Annotated in this window: 22 protein-coding genes; 4 read left to right on the forward strand and 18 right to left on the reverse strand. The window is 57.5% G+C overall.

The genetic code is table 11. The features are described from left to right. Positions 1 to 31: 31 nt before the first annotated feature. The 17 genes from atpD to rpmH form a co-directional block, all read right to left on the reverse strand. Positions 32 to 1408 (reverse strand): F0F1 ATP synthase subunit beta, encoded by a 1377-nt coding sequence (gene atpD / locus QR290_RS00945; protein ID WP_007954162.1) that lies wholly within the window; start codon positions 1406 to 1408, stop codon positions 32 to 34. 27 nt (positions 1409 to 1435) lie between these two features. Beyond that, positions 1436 to 2296 (reverse strand): F0F1 ATP synthase subunit gamma, encoded by an 861-nt coding sequence (gene atpG, locus QR290_RS00950; protein ID WP_007954161.1) that lies wholly within the window; start codon positions 2294 to 2296, stop codon positions 1436 to 1438. 50 nt (positions 2297 to 2346) lie between these two features. Beyond that, positions 2347 to 3891 (reverse strand): F0F1 ATP synthase subunit alpha, encoded by a 1545-nt coding sequence (gene atpA, locus QR290_RS00955; RefSeq protein ID WP_007954159.1) that lies wholly within the window; start codon positions 3889 to 3891, stop codon positions 2347 to 2349. Between the two features lie 21 nt (positions 3892 to 3912). Next, entirely contained in the window at positions 3913 to 4449 is a 537-nt protein-coding gene (locus QR290_RS00960) for a F0F1 ATP synthase subunit delta (RefSeq protein ID WP_007911956.1), read from the reverse strand. Between the two features lie 12 nt (positions 4450 to 4461). Next, positions 4462 to 4932: a F0F1 ATP synthase subunit B gene (locus QR290_RS00965; RefSeq protein ID WP_007954149.1), complete on the reverse strand. Its 471-nt coding sequence runs from the start codon at positions 4930 to 4932 to the stop codon at positions 4462 to 4464. Between the two features lie 58 nt (positions 4933 to 4990). Further along, positions 4991 to 5248: a F0F1 ATP synthase subunit C gene (gene atpE / locus QR290_RS00970; protein WP_003097235.1), complete on the reverse strand. Its 258-nt coding sequence runs from the start codon at positions 5246 to 5248 to the stop codon at positions 4991 to 4993. 134 nt (positions 5249 to 5382) lie between these two features. Next, positions 5383 to 6252, reverse strand: a complete 870-nt coding sequence (atpB, locus tag QR290_RS00975) for a F0F1 ATP synthase subunit A (RefSeq protein WP_085686128.1) — start codon at positions 6250 to 6252, stop codon at positions 5383 to 5385. 16 nt (positions 6253 to 6268) lie between these two features. Next, positions 6269 to 6676 (reverse strand): F0F1 ATP synthase subunit I, encoded by a 408-nt coding sequence (locus QR290_RS00980; RefSeq protein ID WP_003229783.1) that lies wholly within the window; start codon positions 6674 to 6676, stop codon positions 6269 to 6271. 148 nt (positions 6677 to 6824) lie between these two features. Next, a complete protein-coding gene (locus tag QR290_RS00985) occupies positions 6825 to 7697 on the reverse strand; it encodes a ParB/RepB/Spo0J family partition protein (protein WP_115079790.1) in 873 nt (290 codons plus the stop codon). Between the two features lie 9 nt (positions 7698 to 7706). Further along, positions 7707 to 8504 carry a ParA family protein gene (locus tag QR290_RS00990; RefSeq protein ID WP_007954142.1) on the reverse strand — a complete coding sequence of 266 codons (798 nt, stop codon included), beginning with the start codon at positions 8502 to 8504 and terminating at the stop codon, positions 7707 to 7709. A gap of 18 nt (positions 8505 to 8522) precedes the next feature. After that, complete coding sequence (rsmG, locus tag QR290_RS00995; RefSeq protein ID WP_007911906.1) at positions 8523 to 9167, reverse strand: 16S rRNA (guanine(527)-N(7))-methyltransferase RsmG; 645 nt, start codon at positions 9165 to 9167, stop codon at positions 8523 to 8525. Beyond that, positions 9164 to 11062: a tRNA uridine-5-carboxymethylaminomethyl(34) synthesis enzyme MnmG gene (gene mnmG / locus QR290_RS01000; protein WP_103484003.1), complete on the reverse strand. Its 1899-nt coding sequence runs from the start codon at positions 11060 to 11062 to the stop codon at positions 9164 to 9166. The genes rsmG and mnmG overlap by 4 nt, the downstream gene beginning before the upstream one ends. 552 nt (positions 11063 to 11614) lie before the next feature. Beyond that, positions 11615 to 12985 carry a tRNA uridine-5-carboxymethylaminomethyl(34) synthesis GTPase MnmE gene (gene mnmE / locus QR290_RS01005; protein ID WP_085606314.1) on the reverse strand — a complete coding sequence of 457 codons (1371 nt, stop codon included), beginning with the start codon at positions 12983 to 12985 and terminating at the stop codon, positions 11615 to 11617. 81 nt (positions 12986 to 13066) lie between these two features. After that, complete coding sequence (gene yidC, locus QR290_RS01010; protein ID WP_115079791.1) at positions 13067 to 14749, reverse strand: membrane protein insertase YidC; 1683 nt, start codon at positions 14747 to 14749, stop codon at positions 13067 to 13069. Between the two features lie 2 nt (positions 14750 to 14751). Beyond that, the gene (yidD, locus tag QR290_RS01015; protein ID WP_010465488.1) at positions 14752 to 14997 is read right to left on the reverse strand and encodes a membrane protein insertion efficiency factor YidD; all 246 of its coding nucleotides are present in this window, start codon (positions 14995 to 14997) and stop codon (positions 14752 to 14754) included. Beyond that, entirely contained in the window at positions 14990 to 15391 is a 402-nt protein-coding gene (gene rnpA / locus QR290_RS01020; protein WP_011336726.1) for a ribonuclease P protein component, read from the reverse strand. Before rnpA ends, yidD begins: the two co-directional genes overlap by 8 nt. Positions 15392 to 15407: 16 nt before the next feature. Beyond that, complete coding sequence (gene rpmH, locus QR290_RS01025; RefSeq protein ID WP_003213577.1) at positions 15408 to 15542, reverse strand: 50S ribosomal protein L34; 135 nt, start codon at positions 15540 to 15542, stop codon at positions 15408 to 15410. Positions 15543 to 16109: 567 nt separating this feature from the next. On the opposite strand from rpmH, the gene dnaA reads away from it, so the two are divergent. From dnaA to gyrB, 4 genes are read left to right on the forward strand one after another with little or no spacing between them, the layout of a single operon-like run. Beyond that, on the forward strand, positions 16110 to 17633 hold the full coding sequence (gene dnaA, locus QR290_RS01030) for a chromosomal replication initiator protein DnaA (protein ID WP_115079792.1): 1524 nt from the start codon (positions 16110 to 16112) through the stop codon (positions 17631 to 17633). A 39-nt stretch (positions 17634 to 17672) separates the two neighbouring features. Beyond that, the gene (gene dnaN, locus QR290_RS01035; protein WP_007954131.1) at positions 17673 to 18776 is read left to right on the forward strand and encodes a DNA polymerase III subunit beta; all 1104 of its coding nucleotides are present in this window, start codon (positions 17673 to 17675) and stop codon (positions 18774 to 18776) included. A 14-nt stretch (positions 18777 to 18790) separates the two neighbouring features. Beyond that, the gene (gene recF / locus QR290_RS01040; RefSeq protein ID WP_003220208.1) at positions 18791 to 19894 is read left to right on the forward strand and encodes a DNA replication/repair protein RecF; all 1104 of its coding nucleotides are present in this window, start codon (positions 18791 to 18793) and stop codon (positions 19892 to 19894) included. Between the two features lie 5 nt (positions 19895 to 19899). Next, positions 19900 to 22317: a DNA topoisomerase (ATP-hydrolyzing) subunit B gene (gene gyrB, locus QR290_RS01045; protein WP_011331734.1), complete on the forward strand. Its 2418-nt coding sequence runs from the start codon at positions 19900 to 19902 to the stop codon at positions 22315 to 22317. A gap of 62 nt (positions 22318 to 22379) precedes the next feature. On the opposite strand, the gene QR290_RS01050 is transcribed toward gyrB, so the two are convergent. After that, positions 22380 to 23096: a response regulator transcription factor gene (locus tag QR290_RS01050; protein WP_115079793.1), complete on the reverse strand. Its 717-nt coding sequence runs from the start codon at positions 23094 to 23096 to the stop codon at positions 22380 to 22382. Between the last annotated feature and the right edge of the window lie 114 nt (positions 23097 to 23210).

The raw sequence follows: 23210 nt of genomic DNA on the forward strand, positions 1-23210 counted from the left end.
CTAAATTAGCGCCCGTTGCCGGGCGCCTGGATTACAGTTTCTTGGCTTTCTCGATCGCTTCTTCGATGCCGCCGACCATGTAGAACGCTTGTTCTGGCAGGTGGTCGTAGTCACCGTTGAGGATGCCTTTGAAGCCAGCAATGGTGTCTTTCAGGGAAACGTATTTACCCGAAGCACCGGTGAAGACTTCAGCCACGAAGAACGGCTGCGACAAGAAGCGCTGGATCTTACGAGCACGGTTTACCAACTGCTTGTCGGCTTCCGACAGCTCGTCCATACCCAGGATCGCGATGATGTCCTTCAGCTCTTTGTAACGCTGCAGCACGTACTGAACACCACGAGCGGTCTCGTAGTGATCGTTGCCGATCACGTTCGGGTCCAGCTGACGCGAAGTCGAGTCCAGTGGGTCTACCGCCGGGTAGATACCCAGGGAAGCGATGTCACGGGACAGAACGACGGTGGCGTCCAGGTGAGCAAACGTGGTCGCTGGCGACGGGTCAGTCAAGTCGTCCGCTGGTACGTATACGGCCTGGATCGAAGTAATCGAACCTTGCTTGGTCGAAGTGATGCGCTCTTGCAGCACGCCCATCTCTTCAGCCAGGGTCGGCTGGTAACCTACTGCCGAAGGCATACGGCCCAGCAGTGCGGATACTTCGGTACCGGCCAGGGTGTAACGATAGATGTTGTCGACGAACAGCAGAACGTCGTTACCTTCGTCACGGAACTTCTCGGCCATGGTCAGACCGGTCAACGCTACGCGCAGACGGTTTCCCGGTGGCTCGTTCATCTGACCGTAGACCAGAGCTACCTTGTCGAGAACGTTGGAGTCCTTCATCTCGTGGTAGAAGTCGTTACCCTCACGAGTACGCTCACCCACACCGGCGAACACGGAATAACCGCTGTGCTCGATGGCGATGTTACGGATCAGTTCCATCATGTTTACGGTCTTGCCTACACCGGCACCACCGAACAGACCGACTTTACCGCCCTTGGCGAACGGGCAAACCAGGTCGATAACCTTGATGCCGGTTTCCAGCAGCTCGTTGCCGCCAGCTTGTTCTGCGAAGGAAGGAGCGGCGCGGTGGATACCCCAGCGCTCTTCTTCGCCGATCGGGCCAGCTTCGTCGATCGGGTTGCCCAGTACGTCCATGATCCGGCCCAGAGTCGCTTTACCGACCGGTACGGAGATGGCTGCGCCAGTGTTGTTGACGTCCAGACCGCGCTTCAAGCCTTCGGTGGAGCCCATCGCAATGGTACGAACCACGCCGTCGCCCAGCTGCTGCTGAACTTCCAGAGTGGTTTCGGCGCCTTGAACCTTCAAGGCGTCGTAGATGCTCGGTACGCTGTCGCGTGGAAATTCCACGTCGATAACGGCGCCGATGATTTGAACGATACGTCCGCTACTCATAGCTGGATCCTCTGAATATTTGAACCGTTAAACCGCGGCAGCGCCGCCGACGATTTCCGAGATCTCTTGGGTGATCGCAGCCTGACGCGCCTTGTTGTAGATCAGCTGCAAATCGCTGATCAAATCACCGGCGTTGTCGGTAGCGTTCTTCATCGCGATCATCCGCGCAGCCTGTTCAGCCGCGTTGTTCTCGACCACCGCCTGGTACACCTGCGACTCCACGTAACGCACCATCAAGCCGTCAAGCAGCTCTTTGGCGTCTGGTTCGTAGAGGTAGTCCCAGTGGTGCTTGAGTTCTTGATCCGGGGTCGCCACCAATGGAATCAACTGCTCCACGGTAGGCTGTTGCGTCATGGTGTTGATGAACTTGTTGGATACCACGGACAGGCGGTCAATACGGCCGTCCAGATAGGCATCCAGCATCACCTTGACGCTGCCGATCAGATCATTGATCGACGGCTCTTCACCCAGGTGGCTGATAGCTGCAACGACGTTACCGCCGAAGTTGCGGAAAAAGGCCGCACCCTTGCTACCAACGACACACAGATCGATCTCGACGCCGTTTTCGCGGTTTACCGCCATGTCCTTGACCAGGGCCTTGAACAGGTTGGTGTTCAAGCCGCCGCACAGACCACGGTCACTGCTCACGACGACATAACCGACGCGCTTTACTTCGCGATCGATCATGAACGGGTGGCGGTATTCCGGGTTGGCGTTGGCCAGATGCCCAATTACCTGGCGGATACGCTCCGCATAAGGACGGCTAGCAGCCATGCGCATTTGTGCCTTGCGCATTTTGCTGACCGCCACTTTTTCCATGGCGCTGGTAATTTTTTGCGTGCTTTTGATGCTCGCAATCTTACTGCGAATCTCTTTTGCGCCTGCCATGTAACACCTATCAGGTTAGCAAGCGGGAGCCTTGCGGCTCCCGCTGCGGCTTACCAGGTTTGGGTGGCCTTGAACTTCTCGATACCAGCCTTCAGGCCAGCGTCGATTTCGTCATTGAAGTCACCTTTAACGTTGATCTTGGCCATCAAATCGGCGTGATCGCGGTTGAAGAAAGCGATCAGCGCTTGTTCGAAGCTGCCGATCTTGGTGATTTCGATGTCGGTCAGGAACCCACGCTCAGCGGCATACAGCGACAGCGCCATGTCAGCGATCGACATAGGTGCGTATTGCTTCTGCTTCATCAGCTCGGTAACGCGCTGACCATGCTCAAGTTGCTTGCGGGTCGCTTCGTCCAGGTCAGAAGCGAACTGGGCGAATGCCGCCAGTTCACGGTACTGAGCCAGAGCGGTACGGATACCACCGGACAGCTTCTTGATGATCTTGGTCTGAGCGGCACCACCCACACGGGATACCGAAACACCGGCGTTCACTGCAGGGCGGATGCCCGAGTTGAACATGGCCGATTCCAGGAAGATCTGACCGTCGGTGATGGAAATCACGTTGGTCGGAACGAACGCGGAAACGTCGCCAGCCTGGGTTTCGATGATCGGCAGTGCGGTCAGGGAACCGGTTTTGCCGGTCACTGCGCCGTTGGTGAACTTCTCTACGTATTCTTCCGAAACGCGGGATGCGCGCTCCAGCAGACGGGAGTGGAGATAGAACACGTCGCCTGGGTAAGCCTCACGGCCTGGTGGACGGCGCAGCAGCAGGGAAATCTGGCGGTAAGCCACTGCTTGCTTGGACAGATCGTCATAAACGATCAGCGCGTCTTCACCGCGGTCGCGGAAGAATTCACCCATGGTGCAACCGGAGTACGGAGCCAGGAATTGCAGTGCTGCAGATTCCGAAGCGCTCGCTGCAACGATGATGGTGTTAGCCAGTGCACCGTTTTCTTCCAGCTTGCGAACCACGTTGGCGATGGTCGATTGCTTCTGACCGATTGCCACGTAGACGCAGAAAATGCCGCTGTCTTTCTGGTTGATGATCGCGTCGATCGCCAGAGCGGTTTTACCGATCTGACGGTCACCGATGATCAGCTCACGCTGGCCACGGCCGACAGGGATCATGGCATCGACAGCCTTGTAGCCAGTCTGTACAGGCTGGTCTACCGACTTACGCCAGATCACGCCCGGAGCAACTTTCTCGACCGCGTCGGTCTCGGTGTTGCCCAGTGGACCTTTGCCGTCAACAGGGTTACCCAGTGCGTCGACAACGCGACCCAGCAGTTCCTTACCAACCGGAACTTCAAGGATGCGGCCGGTGCACTTGGCGCTCATGCCTTCAGCCAGAGTCGTGTATGCGCCCAGTACAACGGCACCTACGGAGTCTTGCTCCAGGTTGAGGGCCATACCGTAGACGCCGCCCGGAAACTCGATCATCTCGCCGTACATTACGTCGGCCAGACCGTGAATCCGCACGATACCGTCAGATACGCTGACGACAGTGCCTTCGTTACGGGCTTGGGAGGTCACATCGAGCTTTTCGATGCGGCCCTTGATAATTTCACTTATTTCGGAAGGATTGAGTTGCTGCATTGCTCTGCTGCCCCTTCAAACTCAAGATTTCAATGCTTCGGCAAGTTTCGCGATTTTGCCGCGAATCGAGCCATCGATAACCAGGTCGCCGGCGCGGATAACGACACCACCTATAAGGGCAGCATCCTCCGCAACTTGCAGGCGCACTTCCCGGTTGAGTCGTGCACTGAGAACCTTGGCGAGTTTGTCTTGCTGTTCTTGGTTCAATGCAAAAGCACTGGTCACTTCAACGTCTACCGATTTCTCTTGTTCGGCCTTGTACAGGTCGAAAAGAGCGGCGATCTCCGGCAGAAGCGGGAGACGGTCGTTTTCGGCAACGACATTGATGAAGTTCTGTGCCTTGGCATCAAACTTGTCGCCGCACACGTCAATGAACGTGGCGGCCTTTTCTGCGCTCGTCAGTCGCGGGGCCTTGAGCACGCGCTGCATGGTGTCGTCTTGCGACACCGCTGCAGCCAGGCCGAGCATGGCTGACCAATTGGCCAGTTGCTGGTGGGCCTGAGCGTGCTCGAAGGCCGCCTTAGCGTAAGGTCGGGCCAACGTGGTCAGTTCTGCCATGATCGCCCTCGCTTAGATTTCAGCAGCCAGTTGGTTAACCAGCTCTGCGTGCGCGTTTTGATCGATTGTGGCACCCAGGATCTTCTCGGCGCCGCCGACAGCCAGCAAGCCCACTTGGGCGCGCAGCTTGTCTTTGACACTGTTCAGTTCCTGTTCGATCTCGGCTTGAGCCTGAACCTTCACACGGTCAGCGTCGACACGGGCCTTTTCAACGGCCTCTTCGACAATCTGGTTACCGCGTTTCTTGGCTTGCTCGATGATTTCAGCTGCCTGAGCTTTCGCTTCGCGCAGTTGCTGACCCGCTTTCTCTTGGGCCAACTCCAGGTCGCGAGCTGCACGGCTGGCAGCGTCCAGACCATCAGCGATCTTCTTTTGACGTTCGTGCAGAGCTGCGATGACCGGAGGCCATACGAACTTCATGCAGAACAGTACAAAAATCAGGAACGCAACGGACTGGCCAATCAGGGTCGCATTAATGTTCACGCCAACACCTCGCAGTTACGTTGTCCATCACACCAAATCACTCGGAAAATCCGAATGATTAGCCAGCGATTTGACCAACGAACGGGTTCGCAAAGGTGAAGAACAGAGCGATACCAACACCGATCATGGTTACGGCGTCGAGCAGACCGGCAACGATGAACATTTTAACTTGCAGCATTGGAACCATTTCTGGCTGACGGGCTGCGCCTTCCAGGAACTTGCCGCCCAGCAGGCCGAAACCAATTGCGGTACCCAGTGCGCCCAGGCCGATCAACAGTGCAACAGCGATAGCGGTTAGACCAACTACAGTTTCCATCTTTCCTCCCGACTTTTACGTCGTATGGTTTAGGTTTTTTAGATTAAAGCGGTAAAACAAATCGTTTCATGGTGCCCCGTGAGGAGCCCCTTCCCGTTTGACCGGGAAGGACATCAGACTAGTCGAGACCGGTCTTAATGGTTTTCTTCGTGCGCCATCGACAGGTAGACGATGGTCAGCATCATGAAGATGAACGCCTGCAGGGTGATGATCAGGATGTGGAACACAGCCCACGCCCACTGCAGGACAACGCCCAGGCCGCTCAGCCAGAGCAGGCCGCTGCCGAACATCACAGCGATCAGGATGAACACCAGCTCGCCGGCATACATGTTGCCGAACAGACGCAGAGCCAGAGAGATCGGTTTGGCGATCAGGGTCACGAATTCCAGCAGGAAGTTCACCGGGATCAGCAGGGCCTGAACGAAGATGTTCTTGCTGCCGAACGGGTGCAGGGTCAGCTCGCCGATGAAGCCGCCGAGGCCCTTGACCTTGATGCTATAGAAAATGATCAGTGCGAAAACCGAGAACGCCATGCCCAGGGTCGCGTTCGGGTCGGTAGTCGACACGGCGCGGAACGGGATGTGGTGGTCGCCGGAGATCAGGATGGCCAGCTGAGGAATCCAGTCGACCGGTACCAGGTCGACGGCGTTCATCAGGAACACCCAGACGAAGATGGTCAGTGCCAGCGGTGCGATCACCGGGCTACGGCCATGGAAGCTGTCTTTCACGCTGCCATCGACGAATTCGACCAGGACTTCAACGAAGTTCTGCAGTGCACCCGGCTGACCGGAAGTCGCCTTCTTGGCCGCCATGCGGAAAAGAATGACGAAGATCAGACCCAGCGCGACCGACCAGCCGAGGGTATCGACGTGGAAAGCCCAGAAGCCCATTTCCTTGGCTTCTGCTGCGGTGTGGGCAAAGCCCCAGCCGCCGTTGGGTAGCTGACCGAAGGTCAGGTTCTGCAAGTGGTGCTGGATATAGCCCGAAGCGGTTGTTTCTGCCATGGTTGCCTCAAACGCCCTAAGGTCTCGAAAGTCTTGTTCTCATCAGCAGGGGAGCGAACCAGCTGACCGACTGAGTCAGCACGAAGGCGCCGAATACAGCGATCGGCGCCAGTGGCTTCACACCTGCAAACACCAGTGCAAACAGCACTGCCGTCAAAATCAGTTTGCCTGCCTCGCCGGCATAGAAAGACCGGACGATGGACTGGGCTGCTCGGGCGCCGGAAAACCGAAATGCCTTGTGAGCGAAATAAACATTGGGCAGCAAGGCTATCAGGCCTCCGCAAAGTCCCGAGTATCCGGCAACGACTCCGTGCCATTGCCAGAGCGCTAAAGCGGCAATGAGCAAAATGACAAATTGAGCCATCAACACCGGAAAAACCGCCAGGCGATGGAACGGCAGGCGGTTTGGCTTGCGGGTTTCCATCACTATTGCTCTCCAATGGTCGGCTGCCGAAATTCAATAACTTGGCATAATTTGTGCCGACAAAATGCGCGCAGAGTATAGGGGCGGTTCTGCCCCTATTCAACTGTCAGGTAGTGATTTCCGACTGCGCGCTACAAGAGGAATTGTTTCAGCGGATGTGTGCGAGCACACCTTGAAGCTCGTCGAGGGAGTTGTAACCGATCACCAACTGACCCTTTCCCTTCTTGCCGTGGCGGATCTGCACCGCAGAGCCTAGGCGCTCGGCCAGACGTTGCTCAAGGCGAGCGATATCCGGGTCAGGTTTGGCGGGCTCTACCGGCTCCGGTTTGCCACTCAACCACTGACGAACCAGTGCCTCGGTTTGGCGCACGGTGAGGCCGCGTGCGACAACATGTCGCGCCCCTTCCACCTGCTGATTGTCCGGCAGACCGAGCAATGCACGGGCATGACCCATTTCCAGGTCGCCATGGGACAGCATGGTCTTGATGACTTCCGGCAACGCAATCAGGCGCAACAGGTTGGCTACCGTGACGCGGGACTTACCCACAGCCTCGGCAACCTGCTGTTGAGTGAGCTGGAATTCCTGCTGCAAACGCTGCAGGGCCACCGCTTCTTCGATCGGGTTCAGGTCTTCGCGCTGGATGTTCTCGATCAGCGCAATGGCGATCGCGGTTTCATCCGGCACATCGCGGACCATCGCAGGAATGGTTTCCTGCCCGGCCTGCTGACTTGCGCGCCAGCGACGTTCGCCGGCGATGATCTCGAAACGACCACCGCCAATCGGGCGAACCACGATCGGCTGCATCACGCCCTGGGCCTTGATCGAATGCGCCAGCTCTTCCAGCGCCTGCGGATCCATGTCCCGGCGTGGCTGATACTTGCCGCGTTGCAGCAGGTCCAGTGGCAGGTGCTGCAACTCACGGCTGTCAGCCTGCGCCGCTTGTTCTTCCAGCGCGCTGACAGTCGGACCGCTCAGCAGTGCATCCAGTCCTCGTCCGAGACCTCGTTTCTTGACGGCCATGGGGATTCCTTAAGTTGGCTGGGCAGCGGCGATGCGTGAATTTTTGCGCTGACGGCGAACCATCTCGCCCGCCAGGGCCAGATAGGCCAGCGCGCCACGCGATTGCTTGTCGTAGGCCAGCGCCGGCATGCCGTAGCTCGGGGCTTCAGCCAGACGGATGTTGCGCGGGATCACCGTGTCGTACAGCTGGTCGCCGAAGTGTTCCTTGAGCTGGGCCGAGACGTCGTTCATCAGGCTCAGACGCGGGTCGTACATGGTCCGCAGCAGGCCTTCGACTTTCAGGTTCGGGTTCAGCAGCTCGGCGATGCGCTTGATGTTATCCACAAGGTCGCTCAAGCCTTCGAGCGCAAAGTACTCGCACTGCATGGGGATAATGACCCCGTCAGCGGCGACCAGTGCGTTCAGCGTGAGCATCGACAGCGACGGCGGGCAGTCGATCAGGATGTAATCGTAGTTTTCACGGATCGGCGCCAGCGCGCTGCGCAGACGGCTTTCCTTCATCTGCATTTCCAGCAGCACCACTTCGGCCGCCGTCAGGTCGCGGTTGGCCGGCAGCAGTTGATAACCGCCGTGTTCCGAATAGTGCATGGCCTGCGCCAGATCGCATTCGCCGATCAGCAGGTCGTAGACCGAGTTTTCCAGGCCATGTTTATCCACACCGCTACCCATGGTGGCGTTGCCCTGTGGATCGAGATCGATCAACAGCACCCGGCGCTTGGTCGCGACCAGGGATGCTGCGAGGTTGATGCAGGTGGTGGTCTTGCCCACACCACCCTTCTGGTTCGCTATCGCGAATACCTTAGCCATTCTTGCTTGTGTTCCCAATCATGCCGTGCGGCGCAGTATCAGCAGATGGCGTTGGCCTTGGCAACCGGGTACGGCCAGGGCGTGTTCGCTATCGAGTTTGAAGTCTGCCGGCAATGCTACCAGCTCATCGGCCGGATGGACGCCCTTCATTGCCAGCCAGCGCGTATCGGCGTCGCCGAGGTGGCGAGTCCAGTTGGTGAAGTTCTCCATGCTGCTGAACGCCCGGGAAATAATCCCGTTGAACGGTTGTGCAGGCTGGAACGCTTCGACGCGACTGTGGATAACTTGCAGGTTATCCAGTTTGAGTTCGAGTTTGACCTGGGTCAGGAAACGGGTTTTCTTGCCGTTGCTGTCCAGGCAGGTCACTTGCGAGTCCGGATACAGGATCGCCAGAGGTATCCCCGGCATGCCGCCGCCGCTGCCGACATCCAGCCAGCGGCCGTTTTCGATGAACGACATCACACTGAGGCTATCGAGCAGGTGACGGGAAACCATTTCGTCCGGATCGCGAACGGCAGTCAGGTTGTAGGCCTGGTTCCATTTGATCAACAGGGCCAGATAGCCCAGCAACAATTCGTGCTGGGTTTCAGTGAGATTGACACCGAGCTCGCGGGCTCCTGTGGATAACTCTTCGGCGTGTTGCGAAGTGACCTTAGAACTCAAGCGCTTTGCTCCAACTGACGGCCCGCGCCGCGTTTTTTCAAATGAATCATCAACAGCGAAATCGCTGCCGGGGTCACACCCGGGATCCGCGAAGCCTGGCCAAGCGTCTCGGGACGAGTCGCGCCAAGCTTGCTCTGGATCTCCTTGGAGAGACCGGAAATGTTGGTGTAATCGATATCCACAGGCAGTTTCGTGTCTTCACTGGCGCGCAGACGGGCGATTTCGTCCTGCTGGCGATCGATGTAACCGGCGTATTTGGTCTTGATCTCGACCTGTTCGGCGACCTGCGGATCTTCGGCACCCTGCCCGGTCACTTCGACCAGACCAGCGTAGTCGATTTCCGGACGGCTCAAGAGATTGAGCAGGTTGTATTCGTGAGTCAGCGGCGTGCCGAATTTTTCAGCAATCGCATCGCCCTGCTGAGTACCCGGGCGGACCCAGGTGCTTTTCAAGCGCTGCTCTTCGAGTTCGATGCTTTCGCGTTTCTTGCAGAACGCCGCCCAGCGAGCATCATCGACCAGACCCAGTTCGCGACCTTTTTCGGTCAGACGCAGGTCGGCGTTGTCTTCACGCAGGATCAGGCGGTACTCGGCACGGGAAGTGAACATGCGGTACGGCTCTTGGGTACCGAGGGTGATCAGGTCGTCGACCAATACCCCGATGTACGCTTCATCACGACGCGGGCACCAGGCTTCTTTGCCTTTCGCACGCAACGCGGCGTTCGCGCCAGCCAGCAAACCCTGGGCGCCGGCTTCTTCGTAACCGGTGGTGCCGTTGATCTGGCCAGCGAAGAACAGACCGCCAATAACTTTGGTTTCCAGGCTGTATTTCAGGTCGCGCGGGTCGAAGTAGTCGTACTCGATCGCATAACCCGGACGCACGATGTGCGCGTTTTCCATACCGCGGATCGACTGCACGATCTGCAATTGCACGTCGAACGGCAGGCTTGTGGATATCCCGTTCGGATACAGCTCATGGGTGGTCAGGCCTTCCGGCTCGATGAACACCTGATGGCTTTCCTTGTCGGCAAAGCGGTGGATCTTGTCTTCGATCGACGGGCAATAACGCGGACCGATGCCTTCGATTTCGCCCGCAGCGGAATACATCGGCGAACGGTCGAGGTTCGCGGCAATGATTTCGTGAGTGCGGGCGTTGGTGTGGGTAATCCAGCAACTGACTTGCCGTGGATGCTGTTCCTTGTTGCCCATGAACGACATCACCGGGATCGGCGTATCACCTGGTTGCTCGGTCATCACCGAGAAATCCACAGACTTGCCGTCGATACGCGGTGGCGTACCGGTTTTCAGGCGACCAACGCGCAGCGGCAGTTCACGCAGACGATGCGCCAGGGCGATAGACGGTGGATCACCGGCACGACCGCCGGAAAAATTCTGCAAACCGATGTGGATAAGTCCACCCAGGAACGTACCGGTGGTCAACACCACGGAATCAGCGAAAAAACGCAGACCCATTTGCGTGACGACACCACGCACTTGTTCCTGCTCGACGATCAGGTCGTCAGCGGCTTGTTGAAATATCCACAGGTTCGGCTGGTTTTCCAGAATTTCGCGGACAGCGGCTTTGTAAAGAATCCGGTCGGCTTGTGCACGGGTTGCACGTACGGCCGGGCCTTTACGGCTGTTCAACACGCGAAACTGGATGCCACCCAGATCGGTAGCCATGGCCATCGCACCGCCGAGGGCGTCGATTTCCTTGACCAGATGGCTTTTGCCGATGCCGCCGATGGCCGGGTTGCAACTCATGGCACCGAGGGTTTCCACGTTATGCGTCAGCAGAAGGGTTTTTGCACCCATGCGTGCTGAGGCCAGTGCTGCCTCGGTACCGGCATGACCGCCGCCGATGACGATCACTTCAAAACGGGAAGGGAAATCCACCACGCACCTCGTGCCTGCTTAAGTAGGTAATTCAGGAATAGTTTGAGATCAGGTTTCTGGACCTGGTCGGCAAGTATAGGGACTTCGCCCTTCCTAAAGAACCCTTTGCACAAAATTTAACCAGCTGTGGAGAACTCGCGGTTAAAAGAATAAAAAAGAGAGAAATTTATAAAACCTTTGTTTTAAAGCTTATTCTTACTGCCCATGATTTCTGTGGATAGATTTCTACAGGCCTTTATTTTAAATGTGTACAGAGATTCAAAACCCTGTGGCCATGTGACCATGAGGCCCTTGGATAACCGGTGTAAGCCTGTGGATGAATGAGGTGGTTATCCACAGATGCAGTTATTTTCAGTTTTCAGGCCCTGTTATCAACTGCCCTTAACGGCAGTTATTCACAGGGCTTAATCCACAGAAATCGGATGAACGAAAGGGTCGCGAACACGGAGAATCCGCTCAGGAACAGAAATCTGTCCGGCACTGGAGGCAGGGATTACGAGGAAGGGAGAACAGACAGGTCGCGAACGGACCTGTCTGTGGACAACGGAAGGGTTATTTACCGATGCAGAAGCTGGAGAATATCCGTCCCAGCAGATCATCGGAGCTGAAGGCGCCGGTAATTTCCCCGAGGGATTGCTGGGCCTGACGCAGGTCTTCGGCCAGCAACTCACCAGCTCCCGCCAACGTCAGTTGAGCACGTCCATGTTCCAGGGCATCACTGGCATGACGCAGGGCTTCCAGGTGCCGGCGGCGTGCGCTGAAACTGCTTTCCGACGTTTGTTCGTAGCCCATGCAGGCTTTGAGGTGATCACGTAGCAGATCCAGACCTTCGCCAGCAGACTTGGCGCTCAGGCTGATCGTCACATGACCATCGTCACTGACTTCCAAGGCAATGGGTTCACCGGTGAGATCGGCCTTGTTACGAATCAGGGTGACCTTCGCCGGATCCGGCCGGGTTTCAAGGAATTCCGGCCACAGGGCGAACGGATCGGCGGCCTCAGGTGCCGTGGCATCAACAACCAGCAGCACTCGATCAGCTTCGCCGATGGCTTTCAACGCTCGTTCAACGCCGATCTTTTCCACATGGTCATCGGTATCGCGCAGACCAGCGGTGTCCACTACGTGCAGCGGCATGCCGTCGATGTGGATATGTTCGCGCAAGATATCCCGAGTCGTGCCGGCGATCTCGGTCACGATGGCGGCTTCTCGTCCGGCCAATGCATTCAGCAGACTGGATTTGCCGGCATTCGGACGACCGGCAATTACCACGGTCATGCCGTCACGTAGCAATGCGCCCTGCCCGGCTTCGCGCAATACGGTGGATAACTCGTTACGAACCTTGTCGAGCATGCTCAGGACATGGCCATCGGCGAGGAAGTCGATTTCTTCTTCCGGGAAGTCGATGGCAGCTTCGACATAAATCCGCAAACCGATCAGCTGTTCGGTGAGGTTATGCACACGTTGGGAAAATGCACCCTGCAACGAACGCAGAGCGTTTCGCGCGGCTTGTGCAGAACTGGCTTCGATCAGGTCGGCAATGGCCTCGGCCTGGGCCAGGTCGAGTTTGTCATTGAGGAATGCTCTTTCGCTGAACTCACCGGGCCGCGCGAGACGGCAGCCCAGTTCCAGGCAACGCTTGAGCAGCATGTCCAGAACGATCGGGCCGCCGTGGCCCTGCAGTTCCAGTACGTCTTCGCCAGTGAACGAGTTCGGCCCGGGGAAATACAGCGCCAGACCTTCATCCAGTACCTGTTGATCATCACTGAAGAACGGCCCGTAGTGGGCAAATCGTGGTTTCAGTTCGCGGCCGCTGATGGCTTTGGCCGCAACGCTGGCCAGCGGCCCGGAAATTCGAACGATGCCCACGCCGCCACGGCCTTGGGCGGTGGCGACAGCTGCGATGGTTTCACGAGGTGCGCTCATAAACCGGTATCCAGACAAAAATGGCAGATAGCAAAACGCCCCACTAGGGGGCGTTTTGAGTGGTGTTATCCACAGAGTAAGTTACGCCTCGGCTTTTTTCGTCGCCGCTTCGATCTTACGCGTGATGTACCACTGTTGGGCAATCGACAGGCAGTTGTTCACAACCCAGTACAGCACCAGACCCGCCGGGAACCACAGGAAGAAGAAGGTGAAGATGATTGGCATCATTTTCATCACCTTGGCCTGCATCGGATCCGGAGGTGTAGGGTTCAGACGCTGCTGGATGAACATGGTCGCGCCCATGATGATCGGCAGGATGAAGAACGGATCCTTGATCGACAGGTCGGTAATCCACAGCATGAACGGCGCCTGGCGCATTTCCACACTTTCCAGCAGAACCCAGTACAGCGAAAGGAAAACCGGCATCTGCACCAGGATCGGCAAGCAGCCACCCAGCGGATTGATCTTCTCTTTCTTGTACAGCTCCATCATGGCTTGCGACATTTTCTGCCGGTCATCGCCATGTTGCTCTTTCAGTGCAGCCAGTTTCGGAGCAACGGCGCGCATGCGGGCCATCGACTTGTAGCTGGCGGCCGACAGAGGGAAGAAGATCCCTTTGATCAGCATGGTCAGGAAGATGATCGACCAGCCCCAGTTGCCGACAATGGCGTGGATATGTTGCAGCAACCAGAAGATTGGCTGGGCAATGAACCACAGAATGCCATAGTCGACAGTCAGTTCCAGACCGGGGGACAACTCTTTCAGCACAGCCTGGCTTTTCGGACCGGCGTACAGAACAGCGCTGGTTTCGACTTTCGCACCCGGTGCAGCGGTCAGCGAAGGACCGGTGTAACCGATGATGTAGTTGCCTTTGCTGTCTTTACGGGTCTGGACGATGTTGTTTTCGCCCTTCGGAGCAACCCATGCAGTCACGAAGTAGTGTTGCAGCCAGGCTACCCAACCACCGGTGACGGTTTCCTTGAGCTGACCTTTGTCCATGTCCTTCATGGACACTTTCTTGTACGGCTCGGAACTTGTCCACAGGGCGGCGCCCAGGTAAGTCGCGGTACCGGTAGCAGTGGTCGACGAAGGATCGGCGCTTGCATCGCGTTTCAGCTGGGCAAACATCGAACCGGACCAAGGCTGAGCGCTCTGGTTGTCGATCAGATAGGTCACGGTCACGTCATACAGGCCACGTTTCAGAGTGAAACGCTTGATGTAATTGACACCATCCTTGCTGAACTTCAGGTCAACGACCAGTTGGTCCTGACCGTCAGCCAGTTGATAAGTCTTCTTCTCCGAGGAGTAGATCGGACGACCGGCCGGGTTTGCATCCGGACCGTTGGTGCCAATCAGACCGCTCTGTGCCAGATAAGTACGTTCGCCACCGTTGTCGAACAGCTGGAACGGAACGTCCGGACGATCCTGACGGCGTGGATACAGCGGCAAGGTCAGTTGGGCAACATCACCACCTTGTGGATCGATCGCGAGATCGAGCACGTCGGTCTTGATCTGGATCAGATCCTTGCTGACGGCGACCGGCGTTTCCGCAGGTGCGCTGGTATCACTTGCGGCGCGCGGAATATCGTCACTGGCGGCAGCATTATTGCCAGTGGCGGTGTCCGGCAAACCGGATGTAGTCGTACTGGAAGCAACATTCTGAGTCGGCAGGGCAGCCTGGCCATAGTCCTGGTTCCATTTAAGGACCATGACGTAGGACACGATTGCCAGGGCGACGATCAGGATCGTGCGTTTGATATCCATGATTACTCGGCCATCGAAGAAGAACGGGAGGTAGGGATAGGTGGAACCGGGTCATAACCACCGGGATTCCACGGATGACAGCGACCTAAACGACGAAAGGTCAGCCAGCCACCGCGCAGAAGGCCATGATTTTCGATGGCTTCATACGCGTAGCAAGAACAGCTGGGGTAGAAACGACAGTGACTGGCCATCAGGGGACTAATGGCGTAGCGATAAAACTGGATCGGAACGAGTGCCAGTTTACGCATCTGGACTGTCTACCCCTACAGTTTCGGTTTTGACTGCTGGTACCGGCTTGTTGCGTGCCAGACGCTTCCAGAGTTTGCCGAAATGCTGAATCAATTCGGGGTTTTCTACGTCACCCAAACCTTTGCGCGCGACGATAACGATGTCCCAGCCGACCAGTGAATCCTGGTGCAGGCGAAACGATTCGCGCATCAGACGTTTGAGGCGATTGCGCTCGACGGAGAGTTTTACACTCTTTTTCCCGATAACCAGCCCGAGACGGGGGTGATCGAGATCGTTGTTGCGCGCAAGGAGCAGGAGATTTTTCCCCGGAACCTTGCCGGTAGGGGAGTCAAAGACTGCCTTGAAGTGCCGGGGAGTAAGCAGACGCTTTTCCCGACTGAAGTCCTGACTCACCTCCAGTGCCGGATTATCAAACTGCCAGACGTGCGCGGCCTTTGGCGCGACGACGCGACAGTACGGCACGACCGTTCTTGGTAGCCATGCGAGCACGGAAACCGTGGGTACGAGCGCGTTTGATAGTGCTTGGTTGGAAAGTACGTTTCATGTCGTGTTACCTGGTTCGTCCACAACGGGCCGGAATGGCCCCCGTTTTAAGAGACCGGGGATTCTAGAGAAAGCAAGTCCATAGGTCAATTTCCAACCAACGTTTCCTTATAAATAGATCTTCGGAGCGTCCGGGACCTGATTACCCGTTTGCCAAAGATAAAAATAAAGAAGGGAATTATTTAAAGCTTTTCTGTAAAGCTTGTAAAAGCTAGGCACGGCCCTCTCTGTGGATAACTGGCTCGAGGCCTTGTTCCAAGCGATGTACAGAGAATGACAACTACAGTGGAAAACCGTGTTCAGCCTGTGCTGCGCTGTCGGATAACCTGTGTGTGGAAAGGGCTGTTATCCACAGGCAGGTTATCCACCGACTTTCGCCCCCAGTTGTCCAGTGTGCTCAGATGGGGTTATCCACAGAGCTTATGCACACACCGTCGGTCGCCTTTTTCTCGTTTAACGCATTGATAAATCATGTCCACCGGGCAACCTGCATGTGGATAAGTGGACGACTGGCCGCTACAATGGCCGCTTGTTTTTGCCTCACCGGCTTTCAACTTAGGGGATATCCGTGTCAGTGGAACTTTGGCAGCAGTGCGTAGAGCTTTTGCGCGAAGAGCTGCCTGCCCAACAATTCAACACCTGGATCCGTCCACTACAGGTCGAAGCCGAAGGCGACGAGTTGCGCGTCTATGCACCGAATCGTTTTGTTTTGGACTGGGTCAACGAAAAGTACCTGGGGCGCGTCCTTGAACTGCTGGATGAGCATGGCAATGGTCTGGCACCGTCGCTTTCCTTATTAATAGGTAGCAAACGCAGTTCGGCCCCGCGTGCCGCTCCGAATGCGCCGTTGGCTGCTGCGCAAGTGTCCCAGGCTCAGGCCAACGCAGTGCCGGCCAGCGCGCCAGCGCCAGCCCCGACGCCTGCACCGACAAAGCGTTCGACGCAGAAAACCGAAGAAATCAGTGAGGAGCCGTCCCGCGACAGCTTCGATCCGATGGCCGGCGCTGCCTCGCAACAGGCACCGGTTCGCGCCGAACAGCGCACCGTGCAGGTCGAAGGCGCGCTCAAGCACACCAGCTACCTGAACCGCACCTTCACCTTCGAGAACTTCGTCGAAGGTAAATCCAACCAGCTCGCCCGCGCGGCGGCATGGCAAGTGGCAGACAACCCGAAGCATGGCTACAACCCGCTCTTCCTTTATGGCGGCGTAGGTCTGGGTAAGACGCACTTGATGCATGCGGTGGGCAACCATCTATTAAAGAAGAACCCGAATGCCAAGGTCGTGTACCTGCATTCCGAGCGTTTCGTGGCCGACATGGTCAAGGCGCTGCAACTGAACGCGATCAACGAGTTCAAGCGTTTCTACCGTTCGGTGGACGCCCTGCTGATCGACGACATTCAGTTCTTCGCCCGCAAGGAACGTTCCCAGGAAGAGTTTTTCCACACCTTCAACGCCCTGCTTGAAGGTGGCCAGCAGGTCATTCTCACCAGTGACCGCTATCCGAAAGAAATCGAAGGCCTTGAAGAGCGCCTCAAATCCCGCTTCGGCTGGGGCCTGACGGTTGCCGTCGAGCCACCGGAACTGGAAACCCGCGTAGCCATCTTGATGAAGAAGGCCGATCAGGCCAAAGTCGAGTTGCCACACGATGCGGCGTTCTTCATTGCCCAGCGCATTCGCTCCAACGTCCGTGAGCTGGAAGGTGCGCTGAAACGCGTGATCGCCCACTCGCACTTCATGGGCCGCGACATCACCATCGAGTTGATTCGCGAATCCCTGAAAGACCTGTTGGCGTTGCAGGACAAACTGGTCTCTGTGGATAACATTCAGCGCACCGTCGCCGAGTACTACAAGATCAAGATCTCCGACCTGCTGTCCAAACGCCGCTCGCGTTCGGTCGCTCGTCCGCGTCAGGTGGCCATGGCATTGTCCAAGGAACTGACCAACCACAGCCTGCCGGAAATCGGCGATGTGTTTGGCGGCCGCGACCACACGACGGTGTTGCACGCCTGCCGCAAGATCAACGAACTTAAGGAATCCGACGCGGACATCCGCGAGGACTACAAGAACCTGCTGCGTACACTGACCACTTGATGAACACCAGCGCAGCTTATTAAGGCAAGGGACTAGACCATGCATTTCACCATTCAACGCGAAGCCCTGTTGAAACCCCTGCAACTGGTCGCAGGCGTCGTCGAGCGCCGACAGACCTTGCCGGTACTGTCCAACGTGCTGCTGGTTGTCGATGGCCAGCAACTGTCGCTGACCGGTACCGACCTGGAAGTCGAGCTGGTCGGTCGCGTGCAACTTGAGGAGCCGGCTGAAACAGGTTCCATTACCGTGCCTGCGCGCAAGCTGATGGACATCTGCAAGAGCCTGCCGAACGATGCGCTGATCGATATCAAGGTCGACGAGCAGAAGCTGGTGGTGAAAGCCGGCCGTAGCCGTTTCACCCTGTCGACCCTGCCGGCCAACGATTTCCCTACTGTGGAGGAAGGCCCGGGTTCGCTGACCACCAGCCTGGAGCAAAGCAAGCTGCGTCGCCTGATCGAACGCACCAGTTTCGCGATGGCCCAGCAGGACGTGCGTTACTACCTCAACGGTATGTTGCTGGAAGTCTCGACCGGTGTGATCCGTGCTGTCGCCACCGACGGCCACCGTCTGGCCATGTGCTCGATGCAGGCCGATATCGGTCAGCAGGAACGCCACCAGGTGATCGTGCCGCGTAAAGGCATTCTCGAACTGGCGCGTCTGCTCACCGAGCCGGACGGTAACGTCAGCATCGTTCTGGGTCAGCACCACATCCGCGCGACCACCGGCGAGTTCACCTTCACCTCGAAACTGGTCGACGGCAAGTTCCCGGATTACGAGCGCGTTCTGCCAAAAGGCGGCGACAAGCTGGTACTGGGCGATCGTCAGGCGTTGCGTGAAGCCTTCAGCCGTACCGCGATTCTGTCCAACGAGAAATACCGCGGTATCCGTCTGCAACTGGCCAGCGGTCAGTTGAAGATCCAGGCCAACAACCCGGAGCAGGAAGAAGCGGAAGAAGAAGTAGGCGTGGAATACAACGGCGGCTCCCTGGAAATCGGCTTCAACGTCAGCTATCTGCTCGACGTGCTGGGCGTGATGACCACCGAGCAGGTTCGTCTGATTCTGTCCGACTCCAACAGCAGTGCGCTGGTGCAAGAGTCCGATAACGACGATTCGGCTTACGTTGTCATGCCGATGCGTCTGTAATCAGCTGACTCTGGATGTCGCTAAGTCGCGTCTCGGTCACCGCGGTGCGCAATTTGCACCCGGTGACCTTCTCCCCCTCCCCTCGAATCAACATTCTTTACGGCGCCAACGGCAGCGGCAAAACCAGTGTTCTGGAAGCCATTCACCTGCTGGGGCTTGCCCGTTCGTTTCGTAGCACGCGGCTGTTGCCGGTCATCCAGTATGAGCAGCTTGCCTGTACCGTATTCGGTCAGGTCGAACTCGCCGAAGGTGGCCACAGCGCATTGGGGATTTCTCGCGACCGTCAGGGCGAGTTCCAGATTCGCATCGATGGTCAGAATGCCCGCAGCGCTGCGCAACTGGCGGAAATCTTGCCGCTGCAGTTGATCAACCCCGACAGCTTTCGCCTGCTGGAAGGCGCGCCGAAGATTCGCCGGCAGTTCCTCGACTGGGGCGTGTTCCATGTCGAGCCGCGGTTCATGGCCACCTGGCAGCGTTTGCAGAAGGCCTTGCGCCAGAGAAACTCCTGGCTGCGGCATGGTACACTTGACGCCGTTTCGCAAGCGGTTTGGGACAGGGAACTGTGCCAGGCCAGCGCTGAAATCGATGAATACCGCCGCGCTTACATCAAAGCCTTGAAACCAGTCTTTGAACAAACCTTGAGCGAACTGGTTGAGCTCGAAGGTTTGACGCTCAGCTATTACCGAGGTTGGGACAAAGACCGGGAATTGAGCGCTGTACTCGCCGGGTCCGTGCAACGGGACCAGCAAATGGGTCATACCCAGGCTGGGCCACAACGGGCTGACTTGCGTCTTAGATTGGGCGCACACAACGCCGCGGACATCTTGTCCCGGGGTCAGCAGAAGTTGGTGGTCTGTGCCTTGCGGATTGCCCAGGGGCATCTGGTGAGTCAGGCCCGACGTGGCCAGTGTATTTATCTGGTGGATGACTTGCCGTCCGAGCTGGACGAGAGCCACCGTCGCGCGCTGTGCCGTTTGCTGGAAGACTTACGCTGCCAGGTTTTTATTACCTGTGTAGATCACGAATTATTGAGGGAAGGCTGGCAGACGGAAACGCCAGTCGCTCTGTTCCACGTGGAACAGGGCCGTATCACCCAGACCCACGACCATCGGGAGTGAAGGCATTGAGCGAAGAAAATACGTACGACTCATCGAGCATTAAAGTGCTGAAAGGCCTGGATGCCGTGCGCAAACGTCCCGGTATGTACATTGGTGACACCGACGATGGCAGCGGTCTGCACCACATGGTGTTCGAGGTGGTCGACAACTCGATCGACGAAGCCCTCGCCGGCCATTGCGACGACATCAGCATCATCATCCACCCGGATGAGTCCATCACCGTCAAAGACAACGGCCGTGGCATCCCGGTAGACGTGCACAAAGAGGAAGGCGTTTCCGCCGCCGAGGTCATCATGACCGTCCTCCACGCCGGCGGTAAGTTCGACGATAACTCCTACAAGGTATCCGGCGGTCTGCACGGCGTAGGTGTTTCGGTTGTGAACGCACTGTCCGAAGAGCTGGTCCTGACTGTTCGTCGCAGCGGCAAGATCTGGGAACAGACCTACGTCCACGGCGTACCTCAGGCGCCGATGGCGATCGTTGGCGACAGCGAAACCACCGGTACCCAGATTCACTTCAAGGCTTCCAGCGAAACCTTCAAGAACATTCACTTCAGCTGGGACATCCTGGCCAAGCGCATTCGTGAACTGTCCTTCCTCAACTCCGGTGTAGGCATCGTCCTCAAGGATGAGCGCAGCGGCAAGGAAGAGCTGTTCAAGTACGAAGGCGGACTGCGTGCGTTCGTTGAATACCTGAACACCAACAAGACTGCGGTCAACCAGGTGTTCCACTTCAACATCCAGCGTGAAGACGGCATCGGCGTGGAAATCGCCCTGCAGTGGAACGACAGCTTCAACGAGAACCTGTTGTGCTTCACCAACAACATTCCGCAGCGCGATGGCGGTACCCACCTGGTGGGCTTCCGTTCCGCACTGACGCGTAACCTGAACAACTACATCGAGCAGGAAGGTCTGGCGAAGAAGCACAAAGTCGCCACCACTGGTGATGATGCCCGTGAAGGCCTGACCGCGATCATCTCGGTGAAGGTGCCGGATCCGAAGTTCAGCTCCCAGACCAAAGACAAGCTTGTTTCTTCCGAAGTGAAGACCGCGGTCGAACAGGAAATGGGCAAGTACTTCTCCGACTTCCTGCTGGAAAACCCGAACGAAGCCAAACTGGTCGTCGGCAAGATGATCGACGCTGCCCGTGCCCGTGAAGCGGCGCGCAAGGCCCGTGAGATGACCCGCCGCAAAGGCGCGCTGGACATCGCCGGCCTGCCAGGCAAGCTCGCTGACTGCCAGGAAAAAGACCCGGCGCTGTCCGAACTGTACCTCGTGGAAGGTGACTCCGCGGGCGGCTCTGCCAAGCAGGGACGTAACCGCAAGACCCAGGCCATCCTGCCGCTTAAGGGCAAGATCCTCAACGTCGAGAAAGCCCGTTTCGACAAGATGATCTCGTCCCAGGAAGTGGGCACCCTGATCACCGCGCTGGGCTGCGGTATCGGTCGCGAAGAGTACAACATCGACAAGTTGCGCTATCACAACATCATCATCATGACCGATGCTGACGTCGACGGCTCGCACATCCGTACCCTGCTGCTGACCTTCTTCTTCCGTCAGTTGCCTGAGCTGATCGAGCGCGGCTACATCTACATCGCCCAGCCGCCGCTGTACAAGGTCAAGAAAGGCAAGCAAGAGCAATACATCAAAGACGACGACGCCATGGAAGAGTACATGACGCAGTCGGCCCTGGAAGATGCGAGCCTGCACCTGAACGAAGACGCCCCAGGTATTTCCGGTGAAGCGCTGGAACGTCTGGTGAATGATTTCCGCATGGTGATGAAAACCCTCAAGCGTCTGTCGCGCCTGTACCCGCAGGAACTGACCGAGCACTTCATCTACCTGCCGGCCGTCAGCCTGGAAATGCTCGGCGACCACGCCAAGATGCAGGACTGGCTGGCCCAGTACGAAGTCCGTCTGCGCACCGTCGAGAAGTCGGGTCTGGTCTACAAGGCCAGCCTGCGTGAAGACCGCGAACGTGGCGTATGGCTGCCAGAGGTCGAACTGATCTCCCACGGCTTGTCGAACTACGTCACCTTCAACCGCGACTTCTTCGGCAGCAACGACTACAAGACCGTCGTCACCCTCGGCGCTCAGTTGAGCACCCTGCTCGACGAAGGCGCGTACATCCAGCGTGGCGAGCGCAAGAAAGCGGTCACCGAGTTCAAGGAAGCCCTGGACTGGCTGATGGCCGAAAGCACCAAGCGCCACACCATCCAGCGATACAAAGGTCTGGGTGAAATGAACCCGGATCAGCTGTGGGAAACAACCATGGACCCAAGCGTGCGCCGCATGCTGAAAGTCACCATCGAAGACGCCATTGGCGCAGACCAGATCTTCAACACCCTGATGGGTGATGCGGTCGAACCTCGCCGTGACTTCATCGAGAGCAATGCTCTGGCGGTGTCCAACCTGGACTTCTGATCCCGGTCGGCACCAACGAAAAGGCCAACGCACAAGCGTTGGCCTTTTTTATTGCCTGCGGTTTACTCCCCTGCCGCAACACTCTCCAACCGATACCCATACCCGTAAATCGTCAACAACTGCCAACCCCGATCCGCCGTCAGCCCAAGCTTGTTGCGCAGGCGATAGATATGGGTGTCCAGCGGTCGTGACGTGGACATCTCTTCATGGGGCCAGAATCGTTCGTACAGATAATCCCGTGACAGTGGCCGCCCAAGGTTGCTGAACAGGCAATGAGCGAGACGATATTCGCGCTCGGTCATGACGATCGGTTTTCCGTCACGGGTGACGGTCAGTTCGGCGTCGTCGAACACCAGGTCATTGAAACGCAGAACCTCGGCCGGGGCGCTACGTTGCTGGCTGTGCCGACGCAGTACCGCTGCAACCCTGGCTTTCAATTCATTGGGCCGAAACGGCTTGCTGACGTAATCGTCGGCCCCGGCATTCAGGGCCTGGACAATATCGCTCTCGCCATCGCGGCTGGTGAGCATGATGGCCGCCGGCGGTGCTTCCATGTGTTGGCGGGTCCAGCGCAGCAGTGCCAGGCCGGTGAGGTCGGGCAATTGCCAGTCGAGGATCAGCAGGTCGAAAGTTTCCCGGCGCAACTGTCGCAGCAGGTCTTCACCGCTTTCGAAGCTGTGCAGTGACCAGGGCTGCCCTCCGGCTTCGGCCATTTGTTGCAGGGTCTGCTCGACCCGGCGCAGCTCGGCGGGTTCATCGTCCAGTATCGCAACGCGCATACGCGGTGGTTCCTTGTCGCTCGGGCAATGGGGGCCGACCGGATCGGCTCACTCCATGCAGTGAAAGTAAGCGGCACGCCGTGGGGGGAGCCGCTATGATTCTTCGGGTCTACG

Source organism: Pseudomonas fluorescens, from assembly GCF_030344995.1.
Taxonomy (GTDB): Bacteria; Pseudomonadota; Gammaproteobacteria; order Pseudomonadales; family Pseudomonadaceae; genus Aquipseudomonas; species Aquipseudomonas fluorescens_BF.

What these genes read in the sequence shown, in the direction of transcription:
- atpD (WP_007954162.1), bottom strand. Translation starts at nt 1,408, where the DNA reads ATGAGTAGCGGACGTATCGTTCAAATCATCGGCGCCGTTATCGACGTG.
- atpG (WP_007954161.1), bottom strand. Translation starts at nt 2,296, where the DNA reads ATGGCAGGCGCAAAAGAGATTCGCAGTAAGATTGCGAGCATCAAAAGC.
- atpA (WP_007954159.1), bottom strand. Translation starts at nt 3,891, where the DNA reads ATGCAGCAACTCAATCCTTCCGAAATAAGTGAAATTATCAAGGGCCGC.
- QR290_RS00960 (WP_007911956.1), bottom strand. Translation starts at nt 4,449, where the DNA reads ATGGCAGAACTGACCACGTTGGCCCGACCTTACGCTAAGGCGGCCTTC.
- atpE (WP_003097235.1), bottom strand. Translation starts at nt 5,248, where the DNA reads ATGGAAACTGTAGTTGGTCTAACCGCTATCGCTGTTGCACTGTTGATC.
- atpB (WP_085686128.1), bottom strand. Translation starts at nt 6,252, where the DNA reads ATGGCAGAAACAACCGCTTCGGGCTATATCCAGCACCACTTGCAGAAC.
- QR290_RS00980 (WP_003229783.1), bottom strand. Translation starts at nt 6,676, where the DNA reads ATGGAAACCCGCAAGCCAAACCGCCTGCCGTTCCATCGCCTGGCGGTT.
- QR290_RS00985 (WP_115079790.1), bottom strand. Translation starts at nt 7,697, where the DNA reads ATGGCCGTCAAGAAACGAGGTCTCGGACGAGGACTGGATGCACTGCTG.
- QR290_RS00990 (WP_007954142.1), bottom strand. Translation starts at nt 8,504, where the DNA reads ATGGCTAAGGTATTCGCGATAGCGAACCAGAAGGGTGGTGTGGGCAAG.
- mnmE (WP_085606314.1), bottom strand. Translation starts at nt 12,985, where the DNA reads ATGAGCGCACCTCGTGAAACCATCGCAGCTGTCGCCACCGCCCAAGGC.
- yidC (WP_115079791.1), bottom strand. Translation starts at nt 14,749, where the DNA reads ATGGATATCAAACGCACGATCCTGATCGTCGCCCTGGCAATCGTGTCC.
- yidD (WP_010465488.1), bottom strand. Translation starts at nt 14,997, where the DNA reads ATGCGTAAACTGGCACTCGTTCCGATCCAGTTTTATCGCTACGCCATT.
- rpmH (WP_003213577.1), bottom strand. Translation starts at nt 15,542, where the DNA reads ATGAAACGTACTTTCCAACCAAGCACTATCAAACGCGCTCGTACCCAC.
- dnaN (WP_007954131.1), top strand. Translation starts at nt 17,673, where the DNA reads ATGCATTTCACCATTCAACGCGAAGCCCTGTTGAAACCCCTGCAACTG.
- recF (WP_003220208.1), top strand. Translation starts at nt 18,791, where the DNA reads ATGTCGCTAAGTCGCGTCTCGGTCACCGCGGTGCGCAATTTGCACCCG.
- QR290_RS01050 (WP_115079793.1), bottom strand. Translation starts at nt 23,096, where the DNA reads ATGCGCGTTGCGATACTGGACGATGAACCCGCCGAGCTGCGCCGGGTC.